Origin of the sequence: Haloarcula sp. JP-L23, from assembly GCF_011602445.1 — an archaeon.
Taxonomy (GTDB): domain Archaea; phylum Halobacteriota; class Halobacteria; order Halobacteriales; family Haloarculaceae; genus Haloarcula; species Haloarcula pellucida.
The window spans coordinates 270,302-294,973 of sequence record NZ_CP050016.1 but is presented as its reverse complement, the minus strand read 5'-3'; the positions used below and the strand labels follow the sequence as shown (position 1 = coordinate 294,973).

20 protein-coding genes and 6 pseudogenes are annotated in these 24,672 nt (G+C 58.2%); 11 read left to right on the top strand and 15 right to left on the bottom strand.

Going from position 1 to position 24,672, the window contains the following annotated elements; all coding sequences use genetic code 11:
• Window positions 1-26 precede the first annotated feature (26 nt).
• From G9465_RS22690 to G9465_RS22680, 3 genes are all read right to left on the bottom strand, one after another.
• On the bottom strand, window positions 27-1,289 hold the full coding sequence (locus tag G9465_RS22690; RefSeq protein WP_166974939.1) for a Cdc6/Cdc18 family protein: 1,263 nt from the start codon (window positions 1,287-1,289) through the stop codon (window positions 27-29).
• A gap of 393 nt (window positions 1,290-1,682) precedes the next feature.
• Entirely contained in the window at window positions 1,683-1,919 is a 237-nt protein-coding gene (locus tag G9465_RS22685; protein ID WP_166974936.1) for a hypothetical protein, read from the bottom strand.
• Between the two features lie 410 nt (window positions 1,920-2,329).
• Window positions 2,330-2,704 carry a hypothetical protein gene (locus tag G9465_RS22680; protein ID WP_227015829.1) on the bottom strand — a complete coding sequence of 125 codons (375 nt, stop codon included), beginning with the start codon at window positions 2,702-2,704 and terminating at the stop codon, window positions 2,330-2,332.
• Between the two features lie 102 nt (window positions 2,705-2,806).
• Here G9465_RS22680 and G9465_RS22675 point away from each other — a divergent pair, with 102 nt between their 5' ends.
• Window positions 2,807-3,010, top strand: a complete 204-nt coding sequence (locus G9465_RS22675) for a hypothetical protein (RefSeq protein ID WP_166974933.1) — start codon at window positions 2,807-2,809, stop codon at window positions 3,008-3,010.
• 686 nt (window positions 3,011-3,696) lie between these two features.
• Here G9465_RS22675 and G9465_RS25890 read toward each other — a convergent pair.
• The 5 genes from G9465_RS25890 to G9465_RS22650 form a co-directional block, all read right to left on the bottom strand.
• Window positions 3,697-3,903 carry a hypothetical protein gene (locus G9465_RS25890; RefSeq protein ID WP_227015828.1) on the bottom strand — a complete coding sequence of 69 codons (207 nt, stop codon included), beginning with the start codon at window positions 3,901-3,903 and terminating at the stop codon, window positions 3,697-3,699.
• Window positions 3,900-4,106 carry a HepT-like ribonuclease domain-containing protein gene (locus G9465_RS22665; protein WP_227015827.1) on the bottom strand — a complete coding sequence of 69 codons (207 nt, stop codon included), beginning with the start codon at window positions 4,104-4,106 and terminating at the stop codon, window positions 3,900-3,902. The genes G9465_RS25890 and G9465_RS22665 overlap by 4 nt, the downstream gene beginning before the upstream one ends.
• Entirely contained in the window at window positions 4,099-4,530 is a 432-nt protein-coding gene (locus G9465_RS22660; RefSeq protein WP_166974931.1) for a nucleotidyltransferase domain-containing protein, read from the bottom strand. Before G9465_RS22660 ends, G9465_RS22665 begins: the two co-directional genes overlap by 8 nt.
• A 329-nt stretch (window positions 4,531-4,859) precedes the next feature.
• On the bottom strand, window positions 4,860-5,966 hold the full coding sequence (locus tag G9465_RS22655) for a PQQ-binding-like beta-propeller repeat protein (RefSeq protein ID WP_166974928.1): 1,107 nt from the start codon (window positions 5,964-5,966) through the stop codon (window positions 4,860-4,862).
• Between the two features lie 153 nt (window positions 5,967-6,119).
• Window positions 6,120-6,827: a DUF2270 domain-containing protein gene (locus G9465_RS22650; protein WP_166974925.1), complete on the bottom strand. Its 708-nt coding sequence runs from the start codon at window positions 6,825-6,827 to the stop codon at window positions 6,120-6,122.
• A gap of 229 nt (window positions 6,828-7,056) precedes the next feature.
• On the opposite strand from G9465_RS22650, the gene G9465_RS25885 reads away from it, so the two are divergent.
• Complete coding sequence (locus tag G9465_RS25885) at window positions 7,057-10,737, top strand: PAS domain-containing protein (RefSeq protein ID WP_255492000.1); 3,681 nt, start codon at window positions 7,057-7,059, stop codon at window positions 10,735-10,737.
• Window positions 10,668-11,105: a helix-turn-helix domain-containing protein gene (locus tag G9465_RS26200; protein WP_255492007.1), complete on the top strand. Its 438-nt coding sequence runs from the start codon at window positions 10,668-10,670 to the stop codon at window positions 11,103-11,105. Before G9465_RS25885 ends, G9465_RS26200 begins: the two co-directional genes overlap by 70 nt.
• 301 nt (window positions 11,106-11,406) lie before the next feature.
• Here G9465_RS26200 and G9465_RS22620 read toward each other — a convergent pair whose 3' ends face one another.
• Window positions 11,407-12,594, bottom strand: coding sequence for an orc1/cdc6 family replication initiation protein (locus tag G9465_RS22620; protein WP_166974919.1), 1,188 nt, complete (start codon window positions 12,592-12,594; stop codon window positions 11,407-11,409).
• Window positions 12,595-13,004: 410 nt separating this feature from the next.
• On the opposite strand from G9465_RS22620, the gene G9465_RS22615 reads away from it, so the two are divergent.
• Together G9465_RS22615 and G9465_RS22610 are read left to right on the top strand one after the other, a co-directional pair.
• Window positions 13,005-13,484, top strand: a complete 480-nt coding sequence (locus G9465_RS22615; protein ID WP_166974916.1) for a hypothetical protein — start codon at window positions 13,005-13,007, stop codon at window positions 13,482-13,484.
• A 3-nt stretch (window positions 13,485-13,487) separates the two neighbouring features.
• Complete coding sequence (locus tag G9465_RS22610; RefSeq protein ID WP_166974912.1) at window positions 13,488-13,958, top strand: hypothetical protein; 471 nt, start codon at window positions 13,488-13,490, stop codon at window positions 13,956-13,958.
• 13 nt (window positions 13,959-13,971) lie between these two features.
• On the opposite strand, the gene G9465_RS22605 is transcribed toward G9465_RS22610, so the two are convergent.
• On the bottom strand, window positions 13,972-14,328 hold the full coding sequence (locus G9465_RS22605) for a hypothetical protein (protein WP_166974909.1): 357 nt from the start codon (window positions 14,326-14,328) through the stop codon (window positions 13,972-13,974).
• Between the two features lie 191 nt (window positions 14,329-14,519).
• Window positions 14,520-15,776: a Cdc6/Cdc18 family protein gene (locus G9465_RS22600; RefSeq protein WP_166974906.1), complete on the bottom strand. Its 1,257-nt coding sequence runs from the start codon at window positions 15,774-15,776 to the stop codon at window positions 14,520-14,522.
• Window positions 15,777-16,245: 469 nt separating this feature from the next.
• Here G9465_RS22600 and G9465_RS25875 point away from each other — a divergent pair.
• The 4 genes and pseudogenes from G9465_RS25875 to G9465_RS22580 all read left to right on the top strand — a co-directional run.
• Window positions 16,246-16,354, top strand: a pseudogene (locus G9465_RS25875) (RNA-guided endonuclease TnpB family protein); the annotation flags it as partial.
• A gap of 372 nt (window positions 16,355-16,726) precedes the next feature.
• Entirely contained in the window at window positions 16,727-16,948 is a 222-nt protein-coding gene (locus tag G9465_RS22590) for a hypothetical protein (RefSeq protein WP_166974903.1), read from the top strand.
• A gap of 131 nt (window positions 16,949-17,079) precedes the next feature.
• On the top strand, window positions 17,080-17,346 hold the full coding sequence (locus tag G9465_RS22585) for a hypothetical protein (RefSeq protein ID WP_166974900.1): 267 nt from the start codon (window positions 17,080-17,082) through the stop codon (window positions 17,344-17,346).
• A gap of 72 nt (window positions 17,347-17,418) precedes the next feature.
• Complete coding sequence (locus G9465_RS22580) at window positions 17,419-18,375, top strand: ArdC-like ssDNA-binding domain-containing protein (protein ID WP_166974897.1); 957 nt, start codon at window positions 17,419-17,421, stop codon at window positions 18,373-18,375.
• A 144-nt stretch (window positions 18,376-18,519) separates the two neighbouring features.
• Here the strand turns inward: G9465_RS22580 and G9465_RS22575 are convergent.
• Window positions 18,520-19,512, bottom strand: a pseudogene (locus G9465_RS22575) (tyrosine-type recombinase/integrase).
• Window positions 19,513-19,597: 85 nt separating this feature from the next.
• Here G9465_RS22575 and G9465_RS25870 point away from each other — a divergent pair.
• Window positions 19,598-19,834, top strand: a pseudogene (locus G9465_RS25870) (transposase); the annotation flags it as partial.
• Window positions 19,835-20,593: 759 nt separating this feature from the next.
• Here the strand turns inward: G9465_RS25870 and G9465_RS22560 are convergent.
• The 3 genes and pseudogenes from G9465_RS22560 to G9465_RS22555 all read right to left on the bottom strand — a co-directional run.
• Window positions 20,594-21,411, bottom strand: a pseudogene (locus G9465_RS22560) (IS630 family transposase); the annotation flags it as partial.
• Window positions 21,412-21,475: 64 nt separating this feature from the next.
• Window positions 21,476-21,719: pseudogene (locus G9465_RS26505) on the bottom strand (hypothetical protein); the annotation flags it as partial.
• 272 nt (window positions 21,720-21,991) lie between these two features.
• Entirely contained in the window at window positions 21,992-23,185 is a 1,194-nt protein-coding gene (locus tag G9465_RS22555) for a hypothetical protein (RefSeq protein WP_166974889.1), read from the bottom strand.
• 232 nt (window positions 23,186-23,417) lie between these two features.
• Between G9465_RS22555 and G9465_RS22550 the strand changes: the two are divergent.
• Window positions 23,418-24,562: pseudogene (locus G9465_RS22550) on the top strand (ISH3 family transposase).
• Window positions 24,563-24,672: the final 110 nt, after the last annotated feature.

The window sequence follows — 24,672 nt, the reverse complement described above, 5'->3', positions numbered from 1 at the left end:
GTCATCATATCGGCTATCGCAAGGAACTATACGTACGACATCAGCCGCGCCTGCTGGGAATCGTCAGGATCAGGGACGAGATCGTAGCGCTCGAGCATCGATTCCGAGCCATCCTGATCGTACTTCAGGCCCTCGAAGACAAGGTCCGGCGAAACTTCGAGCGTGTGAATGTACGACCGGCCGCCGGCCCGGCCAAGGTTGCGCTCGTCGCGTTCGAGGAGGCCATAGAGGCGGATCGAGTCCAGAAAGTCGTTGACCCGACGCTTCGATCGGGGTTCGTAGCCACAGACCTGGCAGATGTTCTCGTAGACCTGATAGATGTTCTTCGCCCGTGGCGAGGAGTCGTCGTCGATGTTGAGAAACGCCGTCGCGAGCAGTGCGAGTTTCATCTGGGAGGTGAGCTGTTCGCGAACGATCGTGAGCACCCGTTGTTCCTCGACACGACTACCGGCTTCCTCAACGTGGTCTTCGGTGACGGCGCCAGCGTCGCGTTTCCGAGCGATGTTACCAGCCGTCTCTAGGAGATCGAGTGCTTCGCGAGCGTCACCTTGTTCCTGGGCTGCCCGAGCCGCACACAGTTCGATGACACCATCGTCGACAGTGTTCTCGCGGAACACGAGGTCGGCGTAGTGGCTGAGGATTTCGGTCAGTTCGGTGGCGTCGTACGGCGAGAAGAAGATTTCGTACTCACAGAGCGTGCTCTTGACCCGTGGATCCAGCGAGTCTTTGAACATGTGGTTGTTGGAGATTCCGATGACGCCGACCCGCGTGTCCTCTAGTGACCCCATCTTGCGGGCCCGCGGGAACTCGTAGAGAAGCTTGTCATTGTCGGCCCCGAGCATGTCGATCTCGTCCAGAACGACGACGGCGTCGCCGTCGAGTTTGTCCAATTCCTCGTACAACGTCGACCAGAGAAAGCCCTTCGTCGGCCCCTGTTCCGGGACTTGATCATCCGCCGGCCGGAGCTGGTTGACAAGCGAGATGAGGACGTTGAAGATACTGTCGTCTTTGTTGCAGTTGACCTCGAGAATCGTGACGGGGATATCGTGTTGTGCGGTCTCCTCGCGAAGAAACTCCATCATCTTCTTCGTGACGACAGTCTTGCCGTTCCCCGTCTGGCCGTAGATGAAGACGTTGTTCGGACCAAAACCCTCGATGATGTCTTGCAGCGCTTCGGAGTACCGCGAGATCTCCTCGTCCCGACAGAGAATCGTTTCTGGAGTGTAATCCTCGTCGAGGGGTCGCTTGTCGGCAAAAATCTTCCCCGGGTCGTCGAACGGCGAATCCATGTTGGATGTATCCACAGAGCGATTGAGTATAAATCCCTAGTTCGAGTGTTTCGAGTGTTTCTCCTGTTCTTGGTTCTGCCCGGCGATTGGCACGCCCTGTTTCAAGTGTAAGACGCCAGCAGGTCGGCTTTATACCACTATATAGGGGTTTTGACGTTCGTGTTGAAACGGCTAGTATTCTGGACCCCCCGTTTCGAGTGTTCTTGTGGATAGCGAAGAGGTACACCCCCGTTTCGAGTGTTCTTGTGGATAGCAGAGAGGGACACACCCCGTTTCGAGTGTTCTTGTGGATAGCGAAGAGGTACACCCCCGTTTCGAGTGTTCTTGTGGATAGCAGAGAGGGACACACCCCGTTTCGAGTGTTCTACGGCATCGGATGACGTCGTCGACGCATCACTCAAGATCGTCGACGTCGAAGAGGTTCGCGAGACTCCCAAGCAGTTTCAGCCCAGACCCAAGTGCGACGACGCCACCGATGACGCCGGCAGCACCGAAGATCGCGCCATCGACGTATCCGGACAGAATGTAGCCCGTATCGGCGAGAACCATCAAGCCAACGCCAAGGAGGACGACAGCAGCCAATACCCAGCGGCGAATCGAGCGGAGTACTACGGTGGAGTCGGAGGGCATCAGTGGCGTCTCTCCGACGAGTGACATGAGAGTGCTGTTTCAGCAACGAGTAGTCACACACACACCCCCCGTTTCGAGTGTTCTAACGAGAGCACCAGACTGGTCGGAAAGAGAGGTGAAGAGGGTCACTATTCAACCAAGATAGCGCGTCTACGGCGGGTCTAGGGATTCGACATTACCTGAATCCAGTTCGTCAGATCTGAGTGGTCTGCACGTTATATATACTCTTTTCTACTAGCTAGAGTTAGTAGTAGTAGTAGGGACCTCTATTACTGAAGAAACACTCGAAACGGGGTGTGGTGGAATACGTCTTTATATAGTAATCCAGCTATTCCACTCTTCGGTTGGGGAGACGGCTGCTCGCCGATTAACACTCGAAACGGGGGGTGTGTGGGTCCCTTGTTCGTTGCTTAGGCCGGCTCGACCGGGCTGACATACTGGCTCTTCACCGACTCGCCCTCGCGCCACTGCATATAGCAGTACTCCCGTTCGTCGATGGTCTTCGTCGTCAGCGTTCCCTTCGACGGCGCGATATCGGCTTTTTCGCACGCGACCTCGACCGCCTCGTCCCACTTGTCGTCGTCCCACTTGTTTGGTGTCTCGACGTCGGGTTCGTCCTGGGTCGCCTCGAGTAGCGCGGCCAGTGCGTCGACGGCGGCGACGGCGTCGTCGTGGTCTGCTGGACCTTCGGTCCGTATGGGTCGGTGTCGATGTGCGCCAGCGCCGAGAGTGCTTTGTCTGTCTGGTCGACGTCGTCCATACGCTAACCAACACTGGCGGGGCAAATAGGCGTTCTGTTGGTTAGCTTGGTTGAAATACGGTCTACCGAGTACATCCACATATTTATCAAACATCTTGAGAAAACAGACAGGTAACTACAACCAGCGATGGCATCCGATTTCCAGTGTGGGAAATGTGGGGGTTCTATCTCGAAGACCGACGAGTATTGTTCGTCGTGTGGCGCAAAAATCATCCAGCATTCTGATGGGCTTCCCGGCATCATCCCCGGCGTGACCAAGTGGAATTTCGTCGTCGTTGCGTTCTATGTCTTCGTCGTCGTGCCCCTGTTCGTCACTCGCTCCCAGTCCTAGCCGCGATAGCATTCGGAATCGACTGGCGTGGGCTCGCGACGAAGGCCGCTAGACTTCCCGGCATCGAAGCTGACGACGGCATTCAAAGCGGTCTCGTGGCGTCGGTCTATACCCTCGCCCTGGTGGGCGTCGGAAATGCAGCACTCTCTAATGCAGGTGACTCCAATTCCCAGGCAGAACTGAGTGGCGCCGGGATCGAACCTGAAAACGGCTCGTCAAGCGTCGGTGCAGCAGCATCCCCGACACGGACATCTGCGCCGTCGACCCGGACCACGCCGACGTCGACGCCAGCCTCATCAAACAATCAAGCGACAGCGACTCAAACCCCCAACAGCAACGAGCAAGCCACGAGGTCCTGACAGCGGCAGCAACTGGACTGTGACTATCCTTCGCGTCGTCGACGGCGACGACGATGGGGTGGCCTGTGAGTCTCTTCCGGGGTAGTTCACGACGCTACAACACCCCTTCATCGAAGTGTTACCACACCATCGTGTCAGGTGTTCTGACACCCGCCGTTTCGAATGTTCTCGGCACACCACCGTTTCCGGTGAAATACTGACAGAAACCGCGTCTACAACCCGAAGTCGTCCAATACATCTCGCAGGTCCGAACTGTCCCAATCGCCCAAACTGTCCAAACCGTACGAGATAACGACAGGGTAGAAGTGCCGGTTCTTCTCCAGTTTCTCACCGAACTCGCTCTCGTCCGTTGTCTGCTTCGTTCGGTTCGTCTGGTTTGTCCATTTCGCCCGTTTTGTCTGGTTTGGGTGGTTCGGACGACTTGGACGATTCGGACTGTTCGGCTACTTTGTCTGTCTCGCTCCGTTCGGACGCTTTTTTATGACTCTGTTTCCGACGTCGCCGCAATCGCTCGGCGCGGTCGTCGTCGCTCATGCCGACACCTCCTCGACGCCGAACTGTTCGTCGAGGTCGGAACACGCCTGAATGGCGTTTTCGAACATCCGCTCAACGGCACGCTGTTCAGTCGTGCTCTGCAGAAATTCGCTGCGGGATAGCGTTGCCTGCTTCTCTTTGAGTTCGCCGTGGTACTGCTCGATCTGTTCGAGTTTGACCGAGATCACTCGCTCGTCAGCCACGCAGTCCGTCCTCCGCGATGCGGTCGATAACGTCTCGTCGGTGGCGGCGAAGGTCGTCACGTTGGTCAGCGAACGTCGCGTCGATATCTGCCTTGAACTGCTCGAATGCGTGCTCGTCACCACAGACAAACGTCCCGTTGACAGCATCATGTGCGACGTCTAGGGGGAGTGTCTCGATATCAGAGAGGTCTACGAAGGGAGCGTCTTCACGCTGGAGGTCTCCTGAGAGGAAACACCGCTTTTCGAACCGTTCGGTGTTGGAAAGCTCGTCGGCGAACTTGACGGCAAGGTCAAGATCAGATGACCCTGTCGACTCACCCGCGACTTGGGAACCGAACGCGACCACGAACTCAACGTCGGGATCGGGGCAGACCGATGCCGCAACAGCGTCGAGGACCTGTGAACTGCCGTCACTCGTGGCCATACGTGAGACGACGGCGTATCGTCACAAAAGAATTCCGCCGCAACAGGACAGGTGTTGTGCTATCGACAGTAAGTAACGAGGTGCAGCCGTTTCTTGATGGTGTCCCGTACCTCTGCGTCGCTTCCGGACAGGTCCCGCGGTTCCAGATGTCGACGGAACCGATGATGGGCGCACTCACTGTCTGGCAGACGGCCGAGTCTGGTAAGTTCACAGCGTCAGCCTGACCCCCCTTCAAGGTGGTCGTAGGCTGGGTCCGGTGACCGGGACGAATCCCCGTACGCTGGCAGTTCGCTCCTCGCCGCACCAGTACAGGATCGGCTCCAGCGCACTCAGGGCCTTCGGAACCGGTAGAGGAGCTCGTCGTCACTGCCGACGAACGCGCTGTCGCCCGACACCGCCGGCGTCGAGCGCTTCGAGACCACCGGCTCGACTCGCTCGACGACGGAGCCGTCCGCGGCGTTCACCGCGTACAGCCGCCTGTTCCCGGTCGCGAACACTGTGTCGTCGACGACGGGTGCCGTATCCACGACGGGAGCAGAGGAGGAGTCGATCGTGAGCGACCAGCGGCGGGTCCCGTTAGCGTCGAAGGCGTGGAGGAAGCCAGTGTATTCGGGGTCCTCGGTCTCCTCTTCGCTCCGTTCGATGCTCATCGCGTACACCGATTCCTCCGTGGCAGTGAGCGACCTGACGCGGTGCGTCTCGTCGGGCCACGGCGGCGCCCGTTCGTTCAGGTTGAACGCCCACCGGACCGACCCGTCGGCGCCGTTCAGCGCGTAGACAGTCGAGTCGGCGAACCGCTCTTGGCTGTAGTAGACGCCGTCGCCGCCGGCCGCCAGCGAGGTCAGCTCCTGCTCCGTTTCCGTCGTCCAGATTTGGGACCCGTCGCTACGGTCCAGCGCGAAGATCCGGCCGGTTCCCGCGGCGTTCCTCGCGACGTAGACGGAGTCACCGGCGACGACCGGCGGCGCCGCGACTTCCAGTGAGGGGCACACATCCAACTCGGCAGACGACCACCGGGTGTCTCCGGTCCTCGCGTCGATGGCCCGGACATTTGCTCCGTCGGTTGGCGGCGCGATGTAGACAGTTCCGTCGACCGCAGTCCGAGCGAGGCGACCACCCACGTCCAGGGACCACTGGGTAGCGCCGGTCTGGACGTCGAAGCCCGAGAGGCCGTCGCTGATCGTGATCACCTGATCGCCGGCGGCGACGATGCCGAGTCCAGCAGTCGCACTCCCATCCTGGGTCTGCCACCACGCTTCGCCACTCTGGACATCGACCGCGTAGAAGGCGCCGGTCGTATCGGCTGCAAACACCGTGGAGTCGGCCACGGCGAGAGCCGACCGCACTGGTCCCGCCGCGTCGAAGCGCCAACCGACCTCCGAATCCGACCTGGTCAGCGCGTAGGCGTAGCCGTCGCCGTCGGTTCGTACCGCCATTGCGTTGTCACCAGTACATCACTCTCCAACCACTCGATTTGTGGGTAAGAGACAGCACTAAATCACGGGGCTTTCCCTCACACGTCCGTAAAAAGCTCGCTGTTCTTCAAGAGGTATCCATACCGGGGATTGCCCTCGCAGAACCGATTTCTTTCACTCCTCAGTTTTCCAGTCGCCAGCTTCTTCGCCATGAAATTCTCCCTTTGCCTCTCGTGAGGTCGGCCACAACGCCAGCAGTAGTGCCCCGAGATACATCACCCCAACTATAACGACTACAACAACCCCGGGAACGCCAGGGATTGCCGCTGTCTCGAACAGATTTTCACCCGATACGAAGATCGTGATCCGAAACAGCCACGCGAGCAGTAACACGGTAATCAGGGGAAGATAGACGCGTTTGAGTCGGCGAGACAGCGCTTCCCACATCGAGACCTTCAGCGTCGGCTTCCGCAGATCATCACCGATTGCTACACGCCAGTCCCGGTGGATCGTCCCCGCAGGATCGAACGCGTTGGCGAATACGTTCTCCTCTATCAGCCGGACTCGTGACCGTGTCGCGTCGTACGTCCGGTAGCGCCGGATGTCGAACAGCAGGAACATTATCAACGCGAGCATCCCAAGCAGGATAAAGTACGGCGGGCTGTCAACGCTTCCGAACGAGAGAGCGAGTACAGCGGTGAGGAGGGCAATTGCCCAGTCGGTAGTCAGATCTAGACGGCTCAGATGTGTCGACATCTGCCCAACTTCGCCACGGTAGTAGTGGGGTAACAGCGAGAGAAAATCTTCTTGATCTCGACCTGCTTCGGCAGCCACTTCCCGAGCGTCCTGATCTTCGGGATCGAACGAATCGTCGTTCTCCATGTCGCAGACTTCGCCGCGACAGGTAAAACCCCCTTCGCGAAACGAGATCAATCACATCGCCGGTGAGACCGGAGTGATTCTCAATGGAGATTACTGCGAGGGACGCGTGCGAGTGCTTCCCAGCGAATTGCGGTGGGGGCACGCGAACGATGCGCGCGTACCGAGCATGGACCTGCCCGCTGTTGTGACACTACTTTAATCAATCAGCCTGTGATAAACCCTCTATATTATGACAGCCGTCGCGAACGACGTTTCCGAGAGCGATTTACTGGGATCCGCGCTCGATACACTCTCGAGCAACATCGCCATCATCGATGCCGACGGGTGGATTCTCGCGATCAACAGCTCCTGGCGAGAGTTCGCCGAGGACAACGACATCAAGATAGCGCCCGCCACCGTCGACGTGAACTACCTCGATGTCGCGGACGCGGCCGACGACCCGAACGCCGAACGGGCGGCCGCCGGCCTTCGAGCCGTCCTCGAGGGCGAGCGCGAGCAATTCGAGATCGCGTATCCCTGTCACTCGTTGGATGAGTGCCGGACGTTTTTGTTCCGGGCGGCCGCGTTCACTCAGGCCGGTGAGCGCTACGCCACGGTCACCCACATTGACATCACCGAACGGAGACAGCGCGAACGCGCGCTGCGAGAGGCCTACGAGATCAGTGCGTCTGATCGCCCGTTCTCCCAGAAAGTCGATGAACTGCTGGAACTCGGGCGGGACGTACTCGGCACAGCGTTCGGCACGCTCTCGTACGTGGAGGACGAGGAGTACACGTTCGAAGCGGTCGCCACGCCAGACGATGCCGACCTTTCTGCGGGGGAGACGGCAGCCCTGGAGACGCTGCCAAACTGCGATCAGGTCGTCGAGACCGAAGAGACGCTCGTCCTCCGGGACGTCGACACCGAAGCTCCCGCGCTGGCGGACCCGGAGTGGGGTATCACCGCCTATCTCGGGTCGCCGGTAGTCGTCGACGGCGAGGTCCACGGCACATTCTGTTTTTATAGTATGGAGGCTCGGAACGAGGCGTTCTCCGAGTGGGAGGTGACGTTCATCGAGTTGCTCACCAGCTGGGTGAGCAATACCCTCGAACAGCGCCACTACACCGATATGCTCGGGGCGCTGGAGGCGGCCTCCCCGGACCTCGCGTTCCTCCTCGACGTCGAGGGCAGGTATCTCGATTACCTCGCCAGTTCCGAGATGAGGAATCACCTCGTCACGGACCCAGACGAGTTTCTTGACCAGACGCTACACGATGTGCTGCCGTCGGAAACGGCCGACGAGTTGCTTGCCACGACTCGTGCGGCCATCGACACGGGCGAGTGCCAGACCGTCGAGTACAAGCTTGACGTCCCGGCGGGCATCCGCTGGTTCGAGGCGTACGTCGCCCCGGTCGCCCACGGCATGTACGGCCCGGATACGGCTGTCGTCGTCGCGCGCGACATCACGGAGCGCAAGGAGCGCGAGCAATCTCTCCACGCGACGAAAGAGCGCCTTCAGGCAATCATCACCGCTTCACCCGATCCGATTATCCTGCTCGACCACGACAGGACCGTCCAGTTGTGGAACGACGCTGCTGAGGAGGTCTTTGACTACGGCTCCGAGGAGGTACGTGGCGAGCCGCTGTTCGACGTCGGACTGCATTCCGGGGACGACCGCGGCGCGTTCCAAGAACGCTTCGAGCGGATTCTGGCCGGCGAACCAGTCACGGGTCTCGAAGTGACGCGACAGACGCGAGACGGCGATACCGTCCACTTGAGTATCTCGGCGGCCCCGGTTCGCCGTCCCGACGGGACCATCACCGGAGTCGTGGCGGTGGCAAAAGACGTCACCGAGCACAAAGCGCGCGAGCAGGAACTGCGCAAAACGGGCGAGATGCTGCGGTCGGTCCAGCAGACGATGGCCTCCTCGGCGCCGCTCAGGGAGAAGGTTGAGGAACTGTTGGCGTTCGGTCAGGACTACATGGGCGTCGAGCAGGGCTTTTTCACCCGTATCGACGACGAGACAATGGAGATACGCACCGCTGTTGGCCCGAACGAGCAACTTCAGGACGGCGCGTCGGCTCCGCTGGCAGAAACGTACTGTCGCCACACAGTTGTCGACGACACGACTGATCCGCTGGTCGTCGAACACGCGATCGAGGCGTTCTGGCCGGGTGACCCTGCGTTCGAGCGGTTCGGCCTGGAGTGTTACGTTGGCGCGACGGTCACTGTCGACGGAGAGTCGTACGGCACCATCTGTTTCGCCGACCAGGTGCCTGCGGAGGACGGCTTTACCGAGCCACAACAGACGTTCGTTGAACTCCTCAGCGAGTGGGTCAGCTACGAACTCACACAGCGCGACCGCGAGCGCCAGTACCGTCGGCTGACCGAACGCATCTCCGACGCCTACTACGCGTTCGACGCCGACTGGACGGTCACTTACTGGAACAACACCGTCACCGACCGCAGCAGCGTTCCCGCCGAGGAAATCGTCGGGACGTACTTCTGGGAGCAGTTCCCCGAGCTGGAAGGGACCGAGTACGCGGAGACGCTCCGGAAGGCGATGCAGTCCCAGGAGCCCCAGTCCTGCGAGTTCCACTACGAAGAGGGCGGTTACTGGATCAGCGTTCAGGTCCATCCCGACGAGGAGGGCATCAGCGTCATCTCACAGGAGATCACCGAGCGCAAGGAAGCCCGAGAGGCGTTACGCGAGAGCCAAGAACGACTGGATGCGTTCGTAACGACGACCTCGGATGCCGTCTATCGAATGAGTGCAGATTGGTCCGAAATGCTGTACCTGGATGGGCAGGAGTTCATTGCCGATACGGATAACCCCCGGCAGACGTGGCTGGAGGAGTACATTCCACCGGACGAACGGCCGCGAGTAACGGCGGCCATCGAAGAGGCTATCGAGACCACGAGCAGGTTCGAACTGGAACACCAGGTGATGCAAGAGGATGGAATGCGAGGCTGGACACACTCGCGGGCAGTGCCGATTCTGGACGACGACGGCGAGATCGTCGAGTGGTTCGGCACGGCCAGTGACATCACCGAGCGCAAGGAACACGAACAGGAACTCGAACAGCAACGCGACGAACTGGCCCAGCTCCAACGGCTCAACACGCTCGTCCGGGAACTCATGCAGGCGCTCCAGGACACCGCTTCGCGCGAGGCCATCGAGACAGCCGTCTGTAATCGGCTCACCGAATCAGCGCTGTATGAAAGTGTCTGGGTCGGGGTCCGGGGGGCAACTGTGACCGGCGACCAGACGGTGATTCCCCAGACGGCCGCCGGCATCGACACGGCCGATCTCGACGGGCATCCAGCCTTCGAGGAGCCGGCTACAACGGCCATCCAGACCGGCGACGTACAGGTCGTCGACAACGTTGCGACTGCCGCTGGGTTCCCCGACGATCGTCGGGAGCGGAAGCCCGAGCACGACCATCACGCCCTGGCGGCTGTCCCGCTCACGACTGGCGAGGTGAATCACGGCGTGTTGGTGGTCCTTCACGCCGGTAACCAGATCATCACTGATGGCGAGCAGACGATCCTGGCAGATCTGGGGCAGATGATCGCGCAGGCGATCCAGCGCGTCCACAGCCAGCAGGCACTCAGCGCGGAAACCGTCGTCAGGCTCGATCTCCAGCTTCCGAACACCGATCTCCTGCTCGGCGAGGTGTCCACCAAGTTCGACTGTGAACTGGCTCTCGAACAGCGGGTCTCGACGAGCGACGACGGGGAGATCTACTATTTCAGTATCCACGACGCTGACCCGGAGCAACTCTGTGAGTTCCTTCGGGAGACGCCACTGAAGTGCGGCTGTACCGTAGTGCGGAAAACCAGTGACGACCAACCTCCCTCATCGAACTCCGGTTCGATGAGCAACCGCATCTACCGACTGACGTACTCAGTACCTATGGGGGTTCGGTGACGACAGCCCGTATTGCGGACGGCGATCTCTCCCTCGGTGTCGAGTTGCCACCGGCGGTTGACGTCCGGAGCGTTGTAGATGCCCTCCACGAAGTGGCGCCCGGTATCGAGCTCGTCAGCAAGCAGTACGTCGATCGCCCAATCGAGACGGGCCCTACGCTCCAGACCCAGCTCACAGAGGACCTGACGTCCAAACAGCAAGCGGCTCTGGAAGTAGCTTACGCCCGTGGGTACTACGCTTGGCCGCGTGAAAGTACGGCCGAAGATCTCGCCGAGACGATGGATATCTCGTCACCGACGCTCCATTACCACCTACGCCATGCGGTTCACAGGTTATTGACACCGGTCTTCGGCGAGAGCAACAAATAGCCACAGCAAGTCGCGGCAGCTGTCCGGATCGGTCGTCCTCTGAGCGAACCGTGTTTTCAACAACTGTTACGACAAGGAAATGGATTTCTCGAAGTATGTCGACAACTATCTCGACGAAGGCTATCGTCCCGATTGGAAGATGTTGTTAGACGAATAGCACGTCCTGAAGCACTCTCACATCAAAATCTCACAATTAACAACAGAACCGGGAATTATCACGCTAACAGCGGAACCGGTGGGGTACCCTCCAGTAACAGCGGAACCAGTGGGGTGGTCTCAGCTAACAGCGGAAGCGGTGGGGTCAGTCGTTGGATTCGAGTAACTCTCTCAATCCGAGGCGGACTGAGGATATCGACTGCTCCAACTCGTACTGTTTGAACTTCCCACCGCCCTTTCCTTTGTTAATCTCCGTCGACGAGATGATGCCAAGCTGGTCGAGTTCTCCCAAGTAGTCTCGGACCGACCGCTCTGAAACCGGGTCTAAGCCCTCACCACGGACCACGTCTTCGTAGGCTCGCACGACATCACGAGTTCGGGCCGGCGTGTCGCCGTCCTCAGCAAGATGGGTCAATGCGTGGAGAACGTACTGCCCGTGCTGGGAGTAATTTTTGATACCCTCGACGACCTGATCAATCTGGAGGCGCTCGCGAGCCCGCTGGACGTGTGTCTCGGTGACGGTTTCGTCGTCCTGCTCACGAGCGAGGTCGCCCGCCTCGAGGAGCAAGTCCAGTGCCTGTCGAGCGTCACCGGAGTCCTTCGCACCGTAGGCAGCACACATCGAGATGACACCTTGATCGACGACACCGTCTTGAAACGCGACCGCTTCTCGTTGTTCGAGGACCTGTTTCAACTCGCCGGCGTTGTACGCGGAGAACGAGACCTCCTTTTCACAGAGCGACGAACGGACCTTCGAGGAGAGTTGGTTCCGAAAGTCGAGGTCGTTGCTGATTCCGATAACCCCGAGTTTTGCCTCTGTCACGTCCCCATTCGACCGAGCCCGCGGAAGTTTGTACAGAAGCGAGTCGTCCTCGATATGGTCAACCTCGTCGAGAACAATGAGGATAGTTCCGCCCACCTTGTCGAGAGCGTTGAACAGGAATTGGTAAACCGAGGCCTGGGGATAGCCCGTATTCGAAATCTGGTTCGCAGGGTCGCGAAGCTCGTTCACGAGAGCGACGGCGGCCTGATAGCTGGAGTTGAGCCCGTCGCAGTTGATCTCAACTGTATGAAGGTCCAGTCCGCCCACCTGAGCAGCATCGCGTTTGAGCGCTTGTAGCAGATACCGCGTAGCGGCGGTCTTCCCCACACCGCTCTTGCCGTAGAGGAAGATGTTCGATGGCGTCTCGTTATTGATCACCGGCTGCAGGGCAGCATGATACTGCTGGAGTTCGTCGTCTCGACCGACGAGTTCCTCTGGCGTCCACTCTTCAAGCAACGCCTCGCGTTGCTGAAATACTGACGTCGACGGCGTAAACGAGACGTCGTTCATCTATGCAGGAGTGACGGGGGCAGGGACTTAACCTTTGGTTCCGTTGCTTCCGCTGTTCGGTATTGTTTATAAGTGCCTGACCCCACTGGTTCCGCTGTTACGACTGTGAGGTGGGGGGACCCGCCGGGACCCCCCACCCCACTACTTCCGCTGTTAGCATCTGATGATGTAGTAGTGACGGCGGCTGTGTGGGCTGGTACCTTTCTATATCTCTAGGATAATTATAACTGTGAGTATCGAGAACCATACCCGTAGGTCGTTATCACCAATACGACAAACCACCCCTTCCCATGGGGGTGGTGCGTGTCGTATCACGCTAACAGCGGAACCAGTGGGGTGGGTGGGTCACCCTTTGTTAAGACTTACACTCGGATGAAGATTTAATACCACAACAAGATTGCAACCAAGACATGCCTCTTTTACATGAAAGAGAAATCCGCGAGATGTCGCCAGAGGAGCGAGAGAACAAAATTCTCCACCTCCGTGCCAAAATGGCGGCCGTGGGCTCTGATGCGCCGTCCCACAGACGGGAGTTAATGGAAACTGTCCGTCTTCTGGAACGTTATCAAGCCCGAGACAAATATCGGAGCGATACAGAAGACGATGACACGAAGATCGAGAGCTCGGATATCGAAGCCGGAGAATCCTCGGGATCTGCCGATCCAATCCACATCCTTCTGTCGGACAGTGACTTAGAGGGGGACGTTCAATCCCTACAAGATCAACTTGAACTCTCCGAGGACGAACTGTCACGAATAGAATCAGCGGTCAGCGAGAGCGTCTTGAATATCTGTGAAATGAAAGATGTCAAACTCGATGACGATCTCAGGGCTGCCACCGAGAATGTAGTAATATCGATGATTTTGCAAGAGACTGCTCAGGTGAGTTGACTTATGATGGATGTGTTCTATGCAATCCTGAAGGGACTCTCTTCGTCTGCCGGGGCGCAGGTGTTCGACCATTTCGCCGACGACTCCGATAACCCGCCGGCCGAAACAGGCGTCCCAGATATCGATTTCTCTAATCAGATCGGAGAAGTCGTCGAGACGGTTGCCGCTGATGCCGACTCGAAAGAAGACATCCCTAGCATTCTGGATGGGTTGCAACTCGAAGTCACGGTTGATGGCAAACGTCGCATCAAGCGGTTTACCGACGTGTCTGTCGATGAGGATGATAGCTTTCCGTGGAATACTGTCGGGTCACGTGCAGACTGCCCACTCTGTGGACAGGTGGTTGATGCCTCAGCGAAAGCGTTCGAACAGCATTGGACTGACAGTAGCAAGTGTCCAGGGATCGATGAAACCGAAATCGAAGCAGTGTTAGATGAACAGATGTCGGTCCAAGAAGCCACGAAAGGGTATTGAGGCTCTCGCCCCGTTATGCCGGCTCGACCGGCCCGACGTACTGACTCTTCACCTGTTCGCCCTCGCGCCACTGCAGGTAGTAGTACTCGCGCCCATCAATCGCCTTTGTCGTCAGCGTCCCCTTCGACGCCGGCACGTCGGCCTTCTCGCGAGCGACCCCGACCGCCTCGTCCCACTCGTCGTCGTCCCACTCGTCTGGTGTCTCGACCTCGTCGTCGGGTTCCTCATCGCTCGCCTCGAGCAGCGCCGCCAGCGCGTCGACAGCGGCGACCGCATCGTCGTGAGCCTGCTGCACGTGGTCGTCGTACTCCTTGATCTCGATAGCCGCCAGCGCCGTGAGCGCTCGGTCTGTCTGGTCGACGTCGTCCATGCGCTAACCAACAAAGGCCGGGCAAATAGGCGTTCTGTTGGTTAGCTCCACACACCTCCATCGAAGTGTAGCCACACCGTTGTGTCCGCTGCTCTGACACTCCGGGTTTCCGACGTCTACACACCACCATTTCCGAAGCTATCTTTTCGAGCTTACTAGGAAATCACTCAACAAAAAGTGGGAATTAGCATTCAGTAATTCGAGAGGTTCGCCTGGAGGAGATTATTATCTTCTGCTGTTGATTGGATGATATTTGCAACATCTTCGAACCGAGAAGTCGACAACAGGACATCGAGGACAGCATTGAGCGGGACATCAAGTTCGTACTCGTGGTAGCGACCAGCCGAAAGGCCTTCATTGCGTTCATAGACACTGATGAGTCCGAGCATATTCATATCCGACAAGTGATCACGAACACGTCGTTCACTGACGCTATCGGCATCTAACCGGTCGCAAATTTTGATGTACCGATCATAGAGGTCACGGGAGCGGACTGGGATTTCGTCGAGTGCCTGATGATACGCCAGCGCACACAGTACAGCGTGGCCCTGCGTGGTTAGTTCCTGCATGCCCTCGTAGAGCTGGTTCTTTTCCAATTCATCCTGGGCATCGCGAACGTAGTCTCCAGTCACAGTCTCTGATCCTTCTGCCTGAGCAATTTCACCCGCTTCACGCAAGAGGCGAATGGCCTGCCGAGCCGAACCGGTATCCTGTGCGGCAAAGGCAGCACAGAGCGGAACGACATCTTCCTCGAGCACATTATCATGAAACGCTTTCTCAGCCCGCGGTCGGAGAATCGAACGTAGTTGATTAGCATCATACGGTGGAAACAGAATCTCTTTTTCTGCTAGTGTATCCTTGACCTTCGGGGAGAGGTTCTCTCGGAACTGGAAGTCGTTACTGATACCGACAATAACCGGCCGAACGTCATCGACGTAGTCGTTTGACCGAGCGCGAGGAAGACCATACAGGATGTCGTCAGATTGACCAATGTTATCGATCTCGTCAAGAACGATCACGACAGTCCCACCAAGAGAATCCAGTTCTTCATAGAGCAGATCGAATACCCGTTGCTGTGAATATCCCGTCGTGCTGATCCGATCTTTATCCTGACCCCGACGGATTTCATTTACGAGTGCAACTGCTACCTGATACGACGAGGAAAGATTCTCACAGCTGACCCAGACGGTCGAGAGGTCGACATCATCATAGGAAGTTGCATCAGCCTCCAAATGAGAGAGCATGAACTTCGTCGCAACTGTCTTTCCGGTGCCAGTTTTCCCGTAGAGAAAGATATTCGATGTGGGTCGATTGTCGATAATCGGTTGAAGAGCCCGTTGATACTTCTCCAGTTCGTCATCCCGTTCGCGAATGTCTTCTGGTTCGTAAGAATCGTCGAGGGGAGCCGCATCTGCAAACACTTGCCGGTCCCGTTCAAACATCCCCATGGGAAACTCACTCTCAGTATGATCTGATAAAACCAACGGTTCCTTAGCTTCCGAAGCGTCCGAAGCAACATAGTATATAAACCAACCCCACACCATAGCTTCCTAAGCTAGATTGCTTATAAAACACAGTCACACCACTATTTCCGCTGCTATTGAGCTCATATGTCAGACGGGTCAGACGGAGATTCCTATTCGATTATATTTTGCAAAGCTTTATATTCTAGCGTGTTAAAACAAACCCGCATTGCAGTGAGTTAGAAAGGAAAGGAAAGAAACTATACTAGAAACAACAAACCAATCAAGCAGAGTCCACAGACAGTTGCAGTTGATACTGCTTTTCTCGGAAGTCCACTAGACGTTGTTCCAATAGCTCCGGAAATAGTGGTGTGAGGGTGGGTCCATTTTCGAGATGAGAAAGCTCCGGAAACGGTGGAGGGGTGCATCTCTCCTGAGATGTTCTTAGGTACACAGAGATGCGAACGCAGCGTTGAACATCCTTTCTCGCGGTATCAACAAGCGGTTAGGAGCGAGACGTTCCGAATCACCGCCCTTGAAGACTGCGCTCCCTGTGGCGGATGAGACGTCGCAGTCCACTCCGCTAAAAAGCGCGTCGTGGAACAGGGAAGCCTCGCCCTCAGCGAACGCGTCAGCGCGAACAGGGCGGGTAGTTCCCTATCAATAGCTCCGGAAACAGTGGTGTGTGTCTTCTACCTATTGGTCTGTAATTTCCGGTGCAATCTAATATCCCTTATATCCGCTTTTCGGCGGGAGTGTAAACTATTAGCTTCGGAAATGGTGGTGTATGGAAATCGTCGAATTATAGTTCCATTTGACAGCATCATGGAGTGACCGATCTCTATCTATTACTCACCAACGTCAAACCCAATAGCTTCGGAAACAGTGGTGTGTAGTATCGACTCCGATTCCGCGCCAACGGCGATGTCGACAGTATGGTGTACCGCCGTGAGCCGCAGGAACTGGTTGCATTCGAGGCTGTCGATGCACTGACGCGGTTCGAAACGAGCCGACTCCGAACGATCGACCGTGCCCCGCCGGGTGAGGCCCCTCACAAACTTCAGGTCGGTCACCAGAACCCCGTGCGTATCAGCGCGCCATTCCCCGACCCCGAGGGCGTCTGTCAGTTCATGATTGCACCGAAATTGTCGACCTGACTACGCTCTCGGTCGAAAGCTCCGGACATAGTGGTGTGTCGCTAACCAACAGTCGGTGGACAAATCGTTGGTTGTTGGTTAGCCGATTTTTGCGCCCTCAGTGAAACGAGAGGGCGACCTCTCGAGACATCATGGACGAGACTGTCCCAGATTACGAGCGATTCGAGCGTCGACAGCTAGCCAACGACCGCGACAAAGAGCGAACGGCCGCTCTGCGTTTCGACGAGTCGGGTGCTCACGATCTCGTCGAGGACCTCCGTGCCGAGGGCGTCATCGATGTCGTCCCAGACGAGCAGCTGCTCGTCCATTCGCCGTCGGGACGAGCCTTTGGATCGGACAAGGCAGTTGCGTACTTCCACATGGGCTGGCAGGCCGCGACGGCCGACGACGGCGAGTAGCACCCACAGACGGATTTTGTGTGCCCCGTGGGAGGTGCGGGGCGTGCCCGAAAGCGCGTTCCGGACACAACGATGTCGACGATCCAAACTGATCTTCCCGAGACGGTGTCCAGCCAGCAGACTTCCTGCACGTTCGACGAGTCGGACACTCGTGCCGACGACATGCAGGACCAGCTTGATGCGTGGGTTGCAGACCTCGCCGAGTTGACCGACGACGCACAAGCCAGCGAGCAGTTCCAGCAGTGGCTCGACGTCCAGAGCAAGTTCCACGATTACTCGGCCCGGAACACGCTCCTCATCCAGTTGCAGTGTCCCGAAGCGACCAAAGTCGCGGGGTACAACACCTGGCAGGAGGAGTTCGACCGGCAGGTCCAGCAAGGTGAGGACGCGATCTGGATCTGGGCACCCATCATCACGAACAAGTGTCCCGAATGCGGTAATTCGCCCTCGTACCACGCAAATACCGAGTGTGAGTACGACAAGACCGAACCCGGCGAGTGGTCGCGAGGCCTCGTGGGATTCCGACCGACGGCGGTGTTCGATGTCTCGCAAACTGAGGGAGAGCCGTTACCCGACCTCGAGACCGAGACCCATGGCGAGGCAGATGGCCTCGTCGAGCACCTGTTGGCAGCAACTGACGACCTCGGCGTCGACGCGACCGTCGTCGCCCCCGAGGAGTGGACGCACGGATCGGCACGAGGGGTGTGCGAGCGCCGGAGTGTGACGACGACCAATCCCGTCGTCGAGGTGGTCGACCGGGACAACCGTGCGGACCTCGCGAGAACCCTCATCCACGAGTTCGCCCACGCGCTGCTGCACTTCGAGCGCGACCCTGACGAGGAAACATCCCGTCTCGAAGTCGAGGCTGAAGCCGTCGCTTACATCGTGAGTCGGCACTTCGGGTTGGACCCGGACAACTCGGCGTTCTACCTGGCCGCATGGGACGACGACGCGCCGGAGACGCTCCATGACCGGTTGGATCGAATTTCGGCGACGGCGGCCGACCTCATTGACGCGGTCGAAGAATGATCATCTGGCAATTGGCACCGCTTGGAGAACTATTCGATTAGCCACAATACAGGACCCGACTCAGAATCGTGCAGTCACTAGTTGGGATCTGTCGGTTTCGTCTCTTCGTCTTGTAGTCACTGCAGCCTGTCGAACTGGAATAAATCATGTGTCTGGAAGGTAGTCGCGACGCTGTTCGGACTTCTCTCGCTCGCCGTGTCGGTCGTAGTGCTTGTCGAGAATCTGGTCGCTCGCGTTCAGTCGGTCGGACACCACTCGGCGGGGCACGTCCTCGCGTCGGTAGGAGGTTACCCGACCGCTCCGCACGTCGTGAGGCGACCGGGCGGAGGGGCATTTCGAGGCGAGGGTTCGCGACGTGGCCTCGCAGTCCTCTGGGTCGCGGTCGTGGGGACACTCCTCGCCGCGCCAGCAGGGACGGGTGACCATGTACACCGACGAGCGAATCGTCGAGCGCGATGCTCGGCCATTCGTCGTCGTGATGAGCGGGCGGCGGCCGTACTCGTCGAAGACGCTGTGTCGTGGGCCGTCGATGTAGTCGCGAAGGACTTCGGCGACGTGGTGGTTGATGGCGTTCCAGCGCTGGCCCTTGTCCTTGTTCTTCAGCGGCGTGTCGGTGTCCGGTCGGTTCACGAACTCGACGCCGGGGTTGTCGTCGTCGAGGCGGCAGTCGTCGACGTCCAGCGCGCGGATGCCGCCCATCCGCGCGCCAGTGTGCCACAGCAGGAGGACGATGACGTGGGTCTTCGAGGCGTACTCGAACTTCCGGAGGTAGTCGAGTATCTCGTCGGCGCGGTCCGGTTCGAGCGTCGTCGCGCTCACGCCCGCTCCGCCGTTGACCGTCGGCAGAGGAACCTTGTTCCGCAGGTCCTCGGGCACCGCGTCGACTTCGGCGGCGAAGCGGAGGAACGAGCGGACCGTCGCCAACTAGCCGCGGAGGGTGATGGGCTCGATGGGCTCCCGGTCGATGCCGTTCCCCTCGCGCCGCCAGACGCGATAGGCGTACAGGTCCCGGCCGGTCAGGTCGTTGAGGTTGTCGATGTCCTCCTCGTCACAGAACTCCCTAAACGCCTCCAGCCGGTACTCCTGTGACTGAAGCGTGGCCTCGCTCAGTTCGTCCTGCCGGGCGTCGATGTACATCTCGATGCCGCGGGCCGGGTCGAGCGGTTCGAGGTCAGTCACGCGCGCTCACCTCCGTCGCGGTCGCGGTCGTAGGGACCAACTTCGTCGTCGATGGGGGATCGAAACCTCATATCGGAAACTCACAGAGTTTCTCCCAAGAACGTCTTCTCCGACGTTCTCGGTTCGCTTGTTCTATTTCTCGATCGCGACGGTTCTCTACAATCTATGGGTACTTGCAAATCTGTTCGTTCATCCGCTAGCACCGTTCCCTGACCGACCACCACTTCCGTCCGCGATTTTTCGGAAAGCCATCGAGATCACCCTGTTTGATTACGGCTAACAGCAGTTCGGGGAACTGACCGGGGTCCAGCGGAACCCCGGTCAGTGAGCCCTCTGAGGAGCCACAGCTCAGGAACTTCCTGCTATCATTCCTGACAGCAGATATAGGATCGTCAGTGAAATGACTCTTAGCTCTATCCATCGAGTCCCTCAAGCAACTCTGTCTGCTCTTCTTCTCGCGGTTTGGAATTTGATTTGGTAGCAACTGTTCAGGCTGTGGATACGCGCCGTCACTTGTGAGAGAATCTACGTTCGACGACCTCTGTTGAGTTTCAGAATACCGGCGTTTAAGTGACAGGCAGGAATCGCTCGGAACGGAGCGGACTCCGAACCGTCCTGTGGAGGCGGCCTGTCCGCCCACGTAACGAGGCAGTATCTGAAAGAACAGTCGGTGAACGCCACATTCCAGAAGAGTGTGCCAATATGCCGACTGCTCAAAGCGAGCGAAACGATACCCCCGACTCTGCTGACACCTGCCGGTGTCCCGCTGGCAAAAACAACATCGGGACACCCTATACGGTTGAGGAGATGGGTAACGGCAGCTTGGCACTGCCAGCAGTCCCCCAGTCCGATACTGTGGGACTACCCGTACCCGGAAGAACTGGTCGTCCGGTGATTGCACTGCAACCCTCGTCAAGCTTCAGCGAATTCTCTGCAATCTGAATCGGCAACTACTGTTAATAATTGAGATAACTTTTGAAAGCCAGAGATTTCTTTTCCCACTTCTTTTCTAACCTCATATATCTGTTTATAACTATGATATGTGACTGACGAGTTCGTGAAACTCCTGTTCGTCTTGGACGATGATCGACGACATCGTCCACGTCAGTGTTTCCAGACCTGTTCTCTCTTCTCGTCTTCGGTGAATCTGACCAGACTCCCGCCGTTGAGTGCGTCGAATCCGATCGCAACGTCATCGTCTTGACCAACAGTCGTTCCGTGTGGTTCATCGACTACCAGAAACGCCGTGAGTTATCGTACGGCTGTGGCTGTGACACATCGCAAAACCCGACGTCGGTCCCGCCGTCAGTACACACGTCCTCGTCAACGATCCACCCATCCTCAGCGACATCCTCGCGTTTGTCGTGGTTTTCATCATCCGAGTCCTCGTCGAGCATCTCCTCTGGGTGCTCCGGCCGAGTCGGTCGCTTTGACCGCGACTTCGCGTACGACCCCAAGCTTGCGGAGAAACGTCCCGAGATAATCCGGATGGTACTCGACATCGAACTCCTCGGCGAGGAGATGTTGAATCTCCTGTGATTTCCAGGGTTGTCCCTCGCGGAGGAGTACGAGCAGTTCCGCCTGTTCGTGTTCGTCGAGTTTCGAAGGGCGACCGCCCCCGAAATCCGGCATCAACTCTTCGAGTCCGCCTTCGTTCCAGGCCTCGGTCCAGCGATCACCAGTTGCTGCCGACCGCCCCTCTCGCTCGGCAGCCTCCGGGATAGAGTCGCCCTGGTAGAGGTTCTTCACGAAGCCGATCCGCCGGAGTCGACGCTCGTTTTCGGCGTCACGCAGCAGTTCGTCGATTTTCTTCTCGGAAAGATGATACTCGATCTCTTTTCGACGGGATCGTTCCATTACCCGAACGTCGGTCTTAGATCACAAAGGTTTTCTCACTCAGTATGTTGACTCGCTTGAGTCAGCTGTAGATCGTTCGTCGCTGAACGTCGTACCATGCGGCTATAGTAGCCATTGAAAAGGAATGCACACCGGACCGCACGACTGCGAGCAGTGTCTCAATCGGTTCAATCGTTACTATAGCTCGGATTGCGTCACACCGTTATCGTACGCGAGCCCCGCCGACAGCCATTCTGTCGGTTTCTTCTCTCCGACATTGCCGAGAGTCCCTTGGAGTGCTTGACGGAGATCTCGTCCAGATGAACCACTAATACAGCAACAGTCTACATGTGGCAAGTTCTAACGATTACCATGGTATCTTGACACGGGAGTGTGTTCGCTGGGTGGTGTCTCGCGATAGGTAGTCATGGTCGAATCGAGCGTGGTCAGTGCGCAACGTCTCACCCATGGGGATAGAAAACATGCACCACAGCATTGATTAGGACGCTGGCCACTCCGAAGGGTATGGGGCCACGATCACGCGTAAACCGGTTCGAGAGGAAAAAGTGTATCCCGGAACCGGCCGGGTCGAAGACCTCGCTCACACGACCAGTGGAACGAGCGTGACCAGTACTTTCGCGTAGATGACCATAAACAAGAGAGCGAACGGATAGGCGCCGCCGTAGCCAGCGCCAACTTCGTCGGCACCCGTCGCGTCGATTGCTGCGGCGAGTCCCTTCGTGTCGGTGTGCCCACCGGTTATCCCGCCAGCCGCGCTGATCCAGTCCATGTTCCAGATAAATCGGGTAACGACCAATCCGATGGCGATCGCGAGCATACTATTGAGCGCAGCTGCGACAACGATCTGGACGCCATACTGGGAAATCGTCTCGATGAAGCCAGCACCGGCGTCGATACCGACGACCGCCAGAAACATCGCGAGCGTAAACGCTCTGATCTCGGATAGAATCGACGTGTCCATGCGCGTCGAGACTGGCCCGATCTGACCGAGATAGCCCAGTCCCAGTGCAGCGATCAGTACACCGCCGGTCGTCCCGAGTGATGGTGTACCGAACGATCCCATCGGAATCGGAATCGATCCGACGACGGCACCAGCAGCGACGACGAGTGCGTAGCCCATCACGCTGAAGGAGACGCCGGACCCGTCGGCTTCGGTTGCCTCGGACGCAGTCGTGTCGGCGGCACTATTCGTATCCGTGCTACCAACGACGTCGTCGAACCGTTGTTTCTCGGTGGTGAGATCGAGGTCGGCCACCGCTGGATACAACTGCTGGAACATGACGATAAGCAGGACGCCGACGACGTAACCGACGGAGTGACCGATCTGATACTTCGCGCGGGCCGCCTCCGGGAGAGCTTCGACCGCGGATCCCAGCCCGGGACTGCTCGTCAGTGCTCCGGAAAACGAGCCCATGATCAGCGGAGTAGACGCATCGCTGAACAGGAACTGTGTCCAGACGTAGGTGCCACCCAGTGCAACGGTCGTCATGATCGCGCCGAGAGTTATGAAGTGTAGCCCGTACGTCGTGATCGTGTCCTTGATGTCCTGTGCGGCGATGAGGCCAACCGCCGCAACGAATAGCGCGAGCGTGATCGTGCTGTACGCGCTGGGGACCGAAAAACCGACGTGGCCGAGCACGAGTCCTGCAAACAGTGGTCCAGCGACGCCGAATTTGATTCCACCGGCGCTGAGACGTCCGAGCCCCATTCCGATTACGACCGCCAAGAACAGGACAAACAGGTCGTTTCCAAACACTGTCTCCACGAACGTCATCGCCGATTCACCGATCCAAAAACGGCTTTTCCAGTTGGTGACTGCGTTTGTCCACCGGTGGGAACGAGGTCTGCGTCAGCCGTGAGGGTGACGGCAGTGTCAGCGTGTGGTCCAACAGCGGCACTCGATTTGTAACCGAGTCCCTCGGGATCTAACCGGTCGACGATGTCACGGAACGTATCACGTTCAGTCGATCACATCGGGTTAGAGTAAGCGTCTGCTTGGAGAGGATGTGCAACCAACCCAAGCAGACAGCGAGATAGAGGAAGAGCACCTGCTTAATTTTGTCGTCAACAGCCTTGACGAGGAGCTTCCGATAGATCTCGGTGAGAACGTTGAGGTCACGACAGATGCCTTGTACGAGGTCCTCGCCGGCGCCAGCGCCGGCGGGACCTCGATCAACCACGTCTGCGAAACAACCGACGACTCACCGCATGCCAACACCGTCCGAGGATATCTCACCGATCAGTTCGACCTTGATACTGTCGAGGCGGTTGGAGACACGCTTCTCCAGAGAGATATCCTTGAGACACTCCCGGATCGACCGGTGGAGGTCGTCGCCGACCTCCACCTCGACCCCTACTACGGCGACGAAGACGAGACAGAAGCGCTGTATTCGTCGCAGGCCAAACGCGGAACCACGACTTTTCACGCGTATGCGACCCTCTACGCGCGGGTACGCAACAAGCGGTACACGCTGGCGGTCCGCCAGCTTGTCGCTGGCGAGACCACCAGCGATGTCCTCGCTGAGTTTCTAGACCTCCTTGACGGCCTTGACCTCGGCGTCAAGGCTGTCTACCTCGATCGCGGATTCTACAACAGCACCTGTCTCGGACTGCTGTACGCACACAACTACGCCTACGTCATGCCGATTGTCAAGTGGGGAGAGACGATTCAAGACGAACTCAGCACAGGCTGGAGCCGCGAGATCGAACACGATCTCGCCGGCGAGGTGACGTTCCCCGTATTCATCGACTGCGTTTACCAGCAGGGACGATACGACGAACACGGGGTGGCGCGTCACGGCTACGCCGCTGACGCGCCGTTCATCGACACACCACGAGATGCACGAGAGCACTACAGCAAGCGCTTCGGCATCGAGTCTAGCTACCGATTAGCCAACCAGAGCCTCGCATTCACTAGTTCTCAGGACGCTGGTCTACGGCTGGTGATGTTTGTTGTGAGCCTGCTTCTCCAAAACTGCTGGCGGTATCTTCACTGGAGGTACGTGGCGGCGCCCCGCCGCGGGGGCGCCGCCTCTGGAGGTGGCCGTTCACGGAGTTCTGTGAGATGGTGCTGCGGGCCGCCTGGACAGCGCTTGGTGTGCGCAAGGCTGTTCCAGCAAATCAACCCCTCGACGACCGGTTCTTCCGGTAGCTGTCCACCGATCCGGACAGCGGTCGTGAGTGGCGACGCTGTCGCGTCGGCGGCAGTCCGCCGCCGACAGCGACTCCTCACCACCGAAACTCACTATCCGTCTCACTTCG

Excerpts from the sequence above, each read along its gene's own strand:
- G9465_RS22555 (WP_166974889.1), bottom strand. The coding sequence starts at position 23,185 with ATGACGTTCGTGGAGACAGTGTTTGGAAACGACCTGTTTGTCCTGTTC.
- G9465_RS22620 (WP_166974919.1), bottom strand. The coding sequence starts at position 12,594 with ATGAACGACGTCTCGTTTACGCCGTCGACGTCAGTATTTCAGCAACGC.
- G9465_RS22690 (WP_166974939.1), bottom strand. The coding sequence starts at position 1,289 with ATGGATTCGCCGTTCGACGACCCGGGGAAGATTTTTGCCGACAAGCGA.
- G9465_RS22580 (WP_166974897.1), top strand. The coding sequence starts at position 17,419 with ATGTCGACGATCCAAACTGATCTTCCCGAGACGGTGTCCAGCCAGCAG.
- G9465_RS22610 (WP_166974912.1), top strand. The coding sequence starts at position 13,488 with ATGATGGATGTGTTCTATGCAATCCTGAAGGGACTCTCTTCGTCTGCC.
- G9465_RS22675 (WP_166974933.1), top strand. The coding sequence starts at position 2,807 with ATGGCATCCGATTTCCAGTGTGGGAAATGTGGGGGTTCTATCTCGAAG.
- G9465_RS22585 (WP_166974900.1), top strand. The coding sequence starts at position 17,080 with ATGGACGAGACTGTCCCAGATTACGAGCGATTCGAGCGTCGACAGCTA.
- G9465_RS22590 (WP_166974903.1), top strand. The coding sequence starts at position 16,727 with ATGGTGTACCGCCGTGAGCCGCAGGAACTGGTTGCATTCGAGGCTGTC.
- G9465_RS25885 (WP_255492000.1), top strand. The coding sequence starts at position 7,057 with ATGACAGCCGTCGCGAACGACGTTTCCGAGAGCGATTTACTGGGATCC.
- G9465_RS22600 (WP_166974906.1), bottom strand. The coding sequence starts at position 15,776 with ATGGGGATGTTTGAACGGGACCGGCAAGTGTTTGCAGATGCGGCTCCC.
- G9465_RS22660 (WP_166974931.1), bottom strand. The coding sequence starts at position 4,530 with ATGGCCACGAGTGACGGCAGTTCACAGGTCCTCGACGCTGTTGCGGCA.
- G9465_RS25890 (WP_227015828.1), bottom strand. The coding sequence starts at position 3,903 with ATGAGCGACGACGACCGCGCCGAGCGATTGCGGCGACGTCGGAAACAG.
- G9465_RS22685 (WP_166974936.1), bottom strand. The coding sequence starts at position 1,919 with ATGCCCTCCGACTCCACCGTAGTACTCCGCTCGATTCGCCGCTGGGTA.
- G9465_RS22655 (WP_166974928.1), bottom strand. The coding sequence starts at position 5,966 with ATGGCGGTACGAACCGACGGCGACGGCTACGCCTACGCGCTGACCAGG.
- G9465_RS22605 (WP_166974909.1), bottom strand. The coding sequence starts at position 14,328 with ATGGACGACGTCGACCAGACAGACCGAGCGCTCACGGCGCTGGCGGCT.
- G9465_RS22650 (WP_166974925.1), bottom strand. The coding sequence starts at position 6,827 with ATGGAGAACGACGATTCGTTCGATCCCGAAGATCAGGACGCTCGGGAA.
- G9465_RS22615 (WP_166974916.1), top strand. The coding sequence starts at position 13,005 with ATGCCTCTTTTACATGAAAGAGAAATCCGCGAGATGTCGCCAGAGGAG.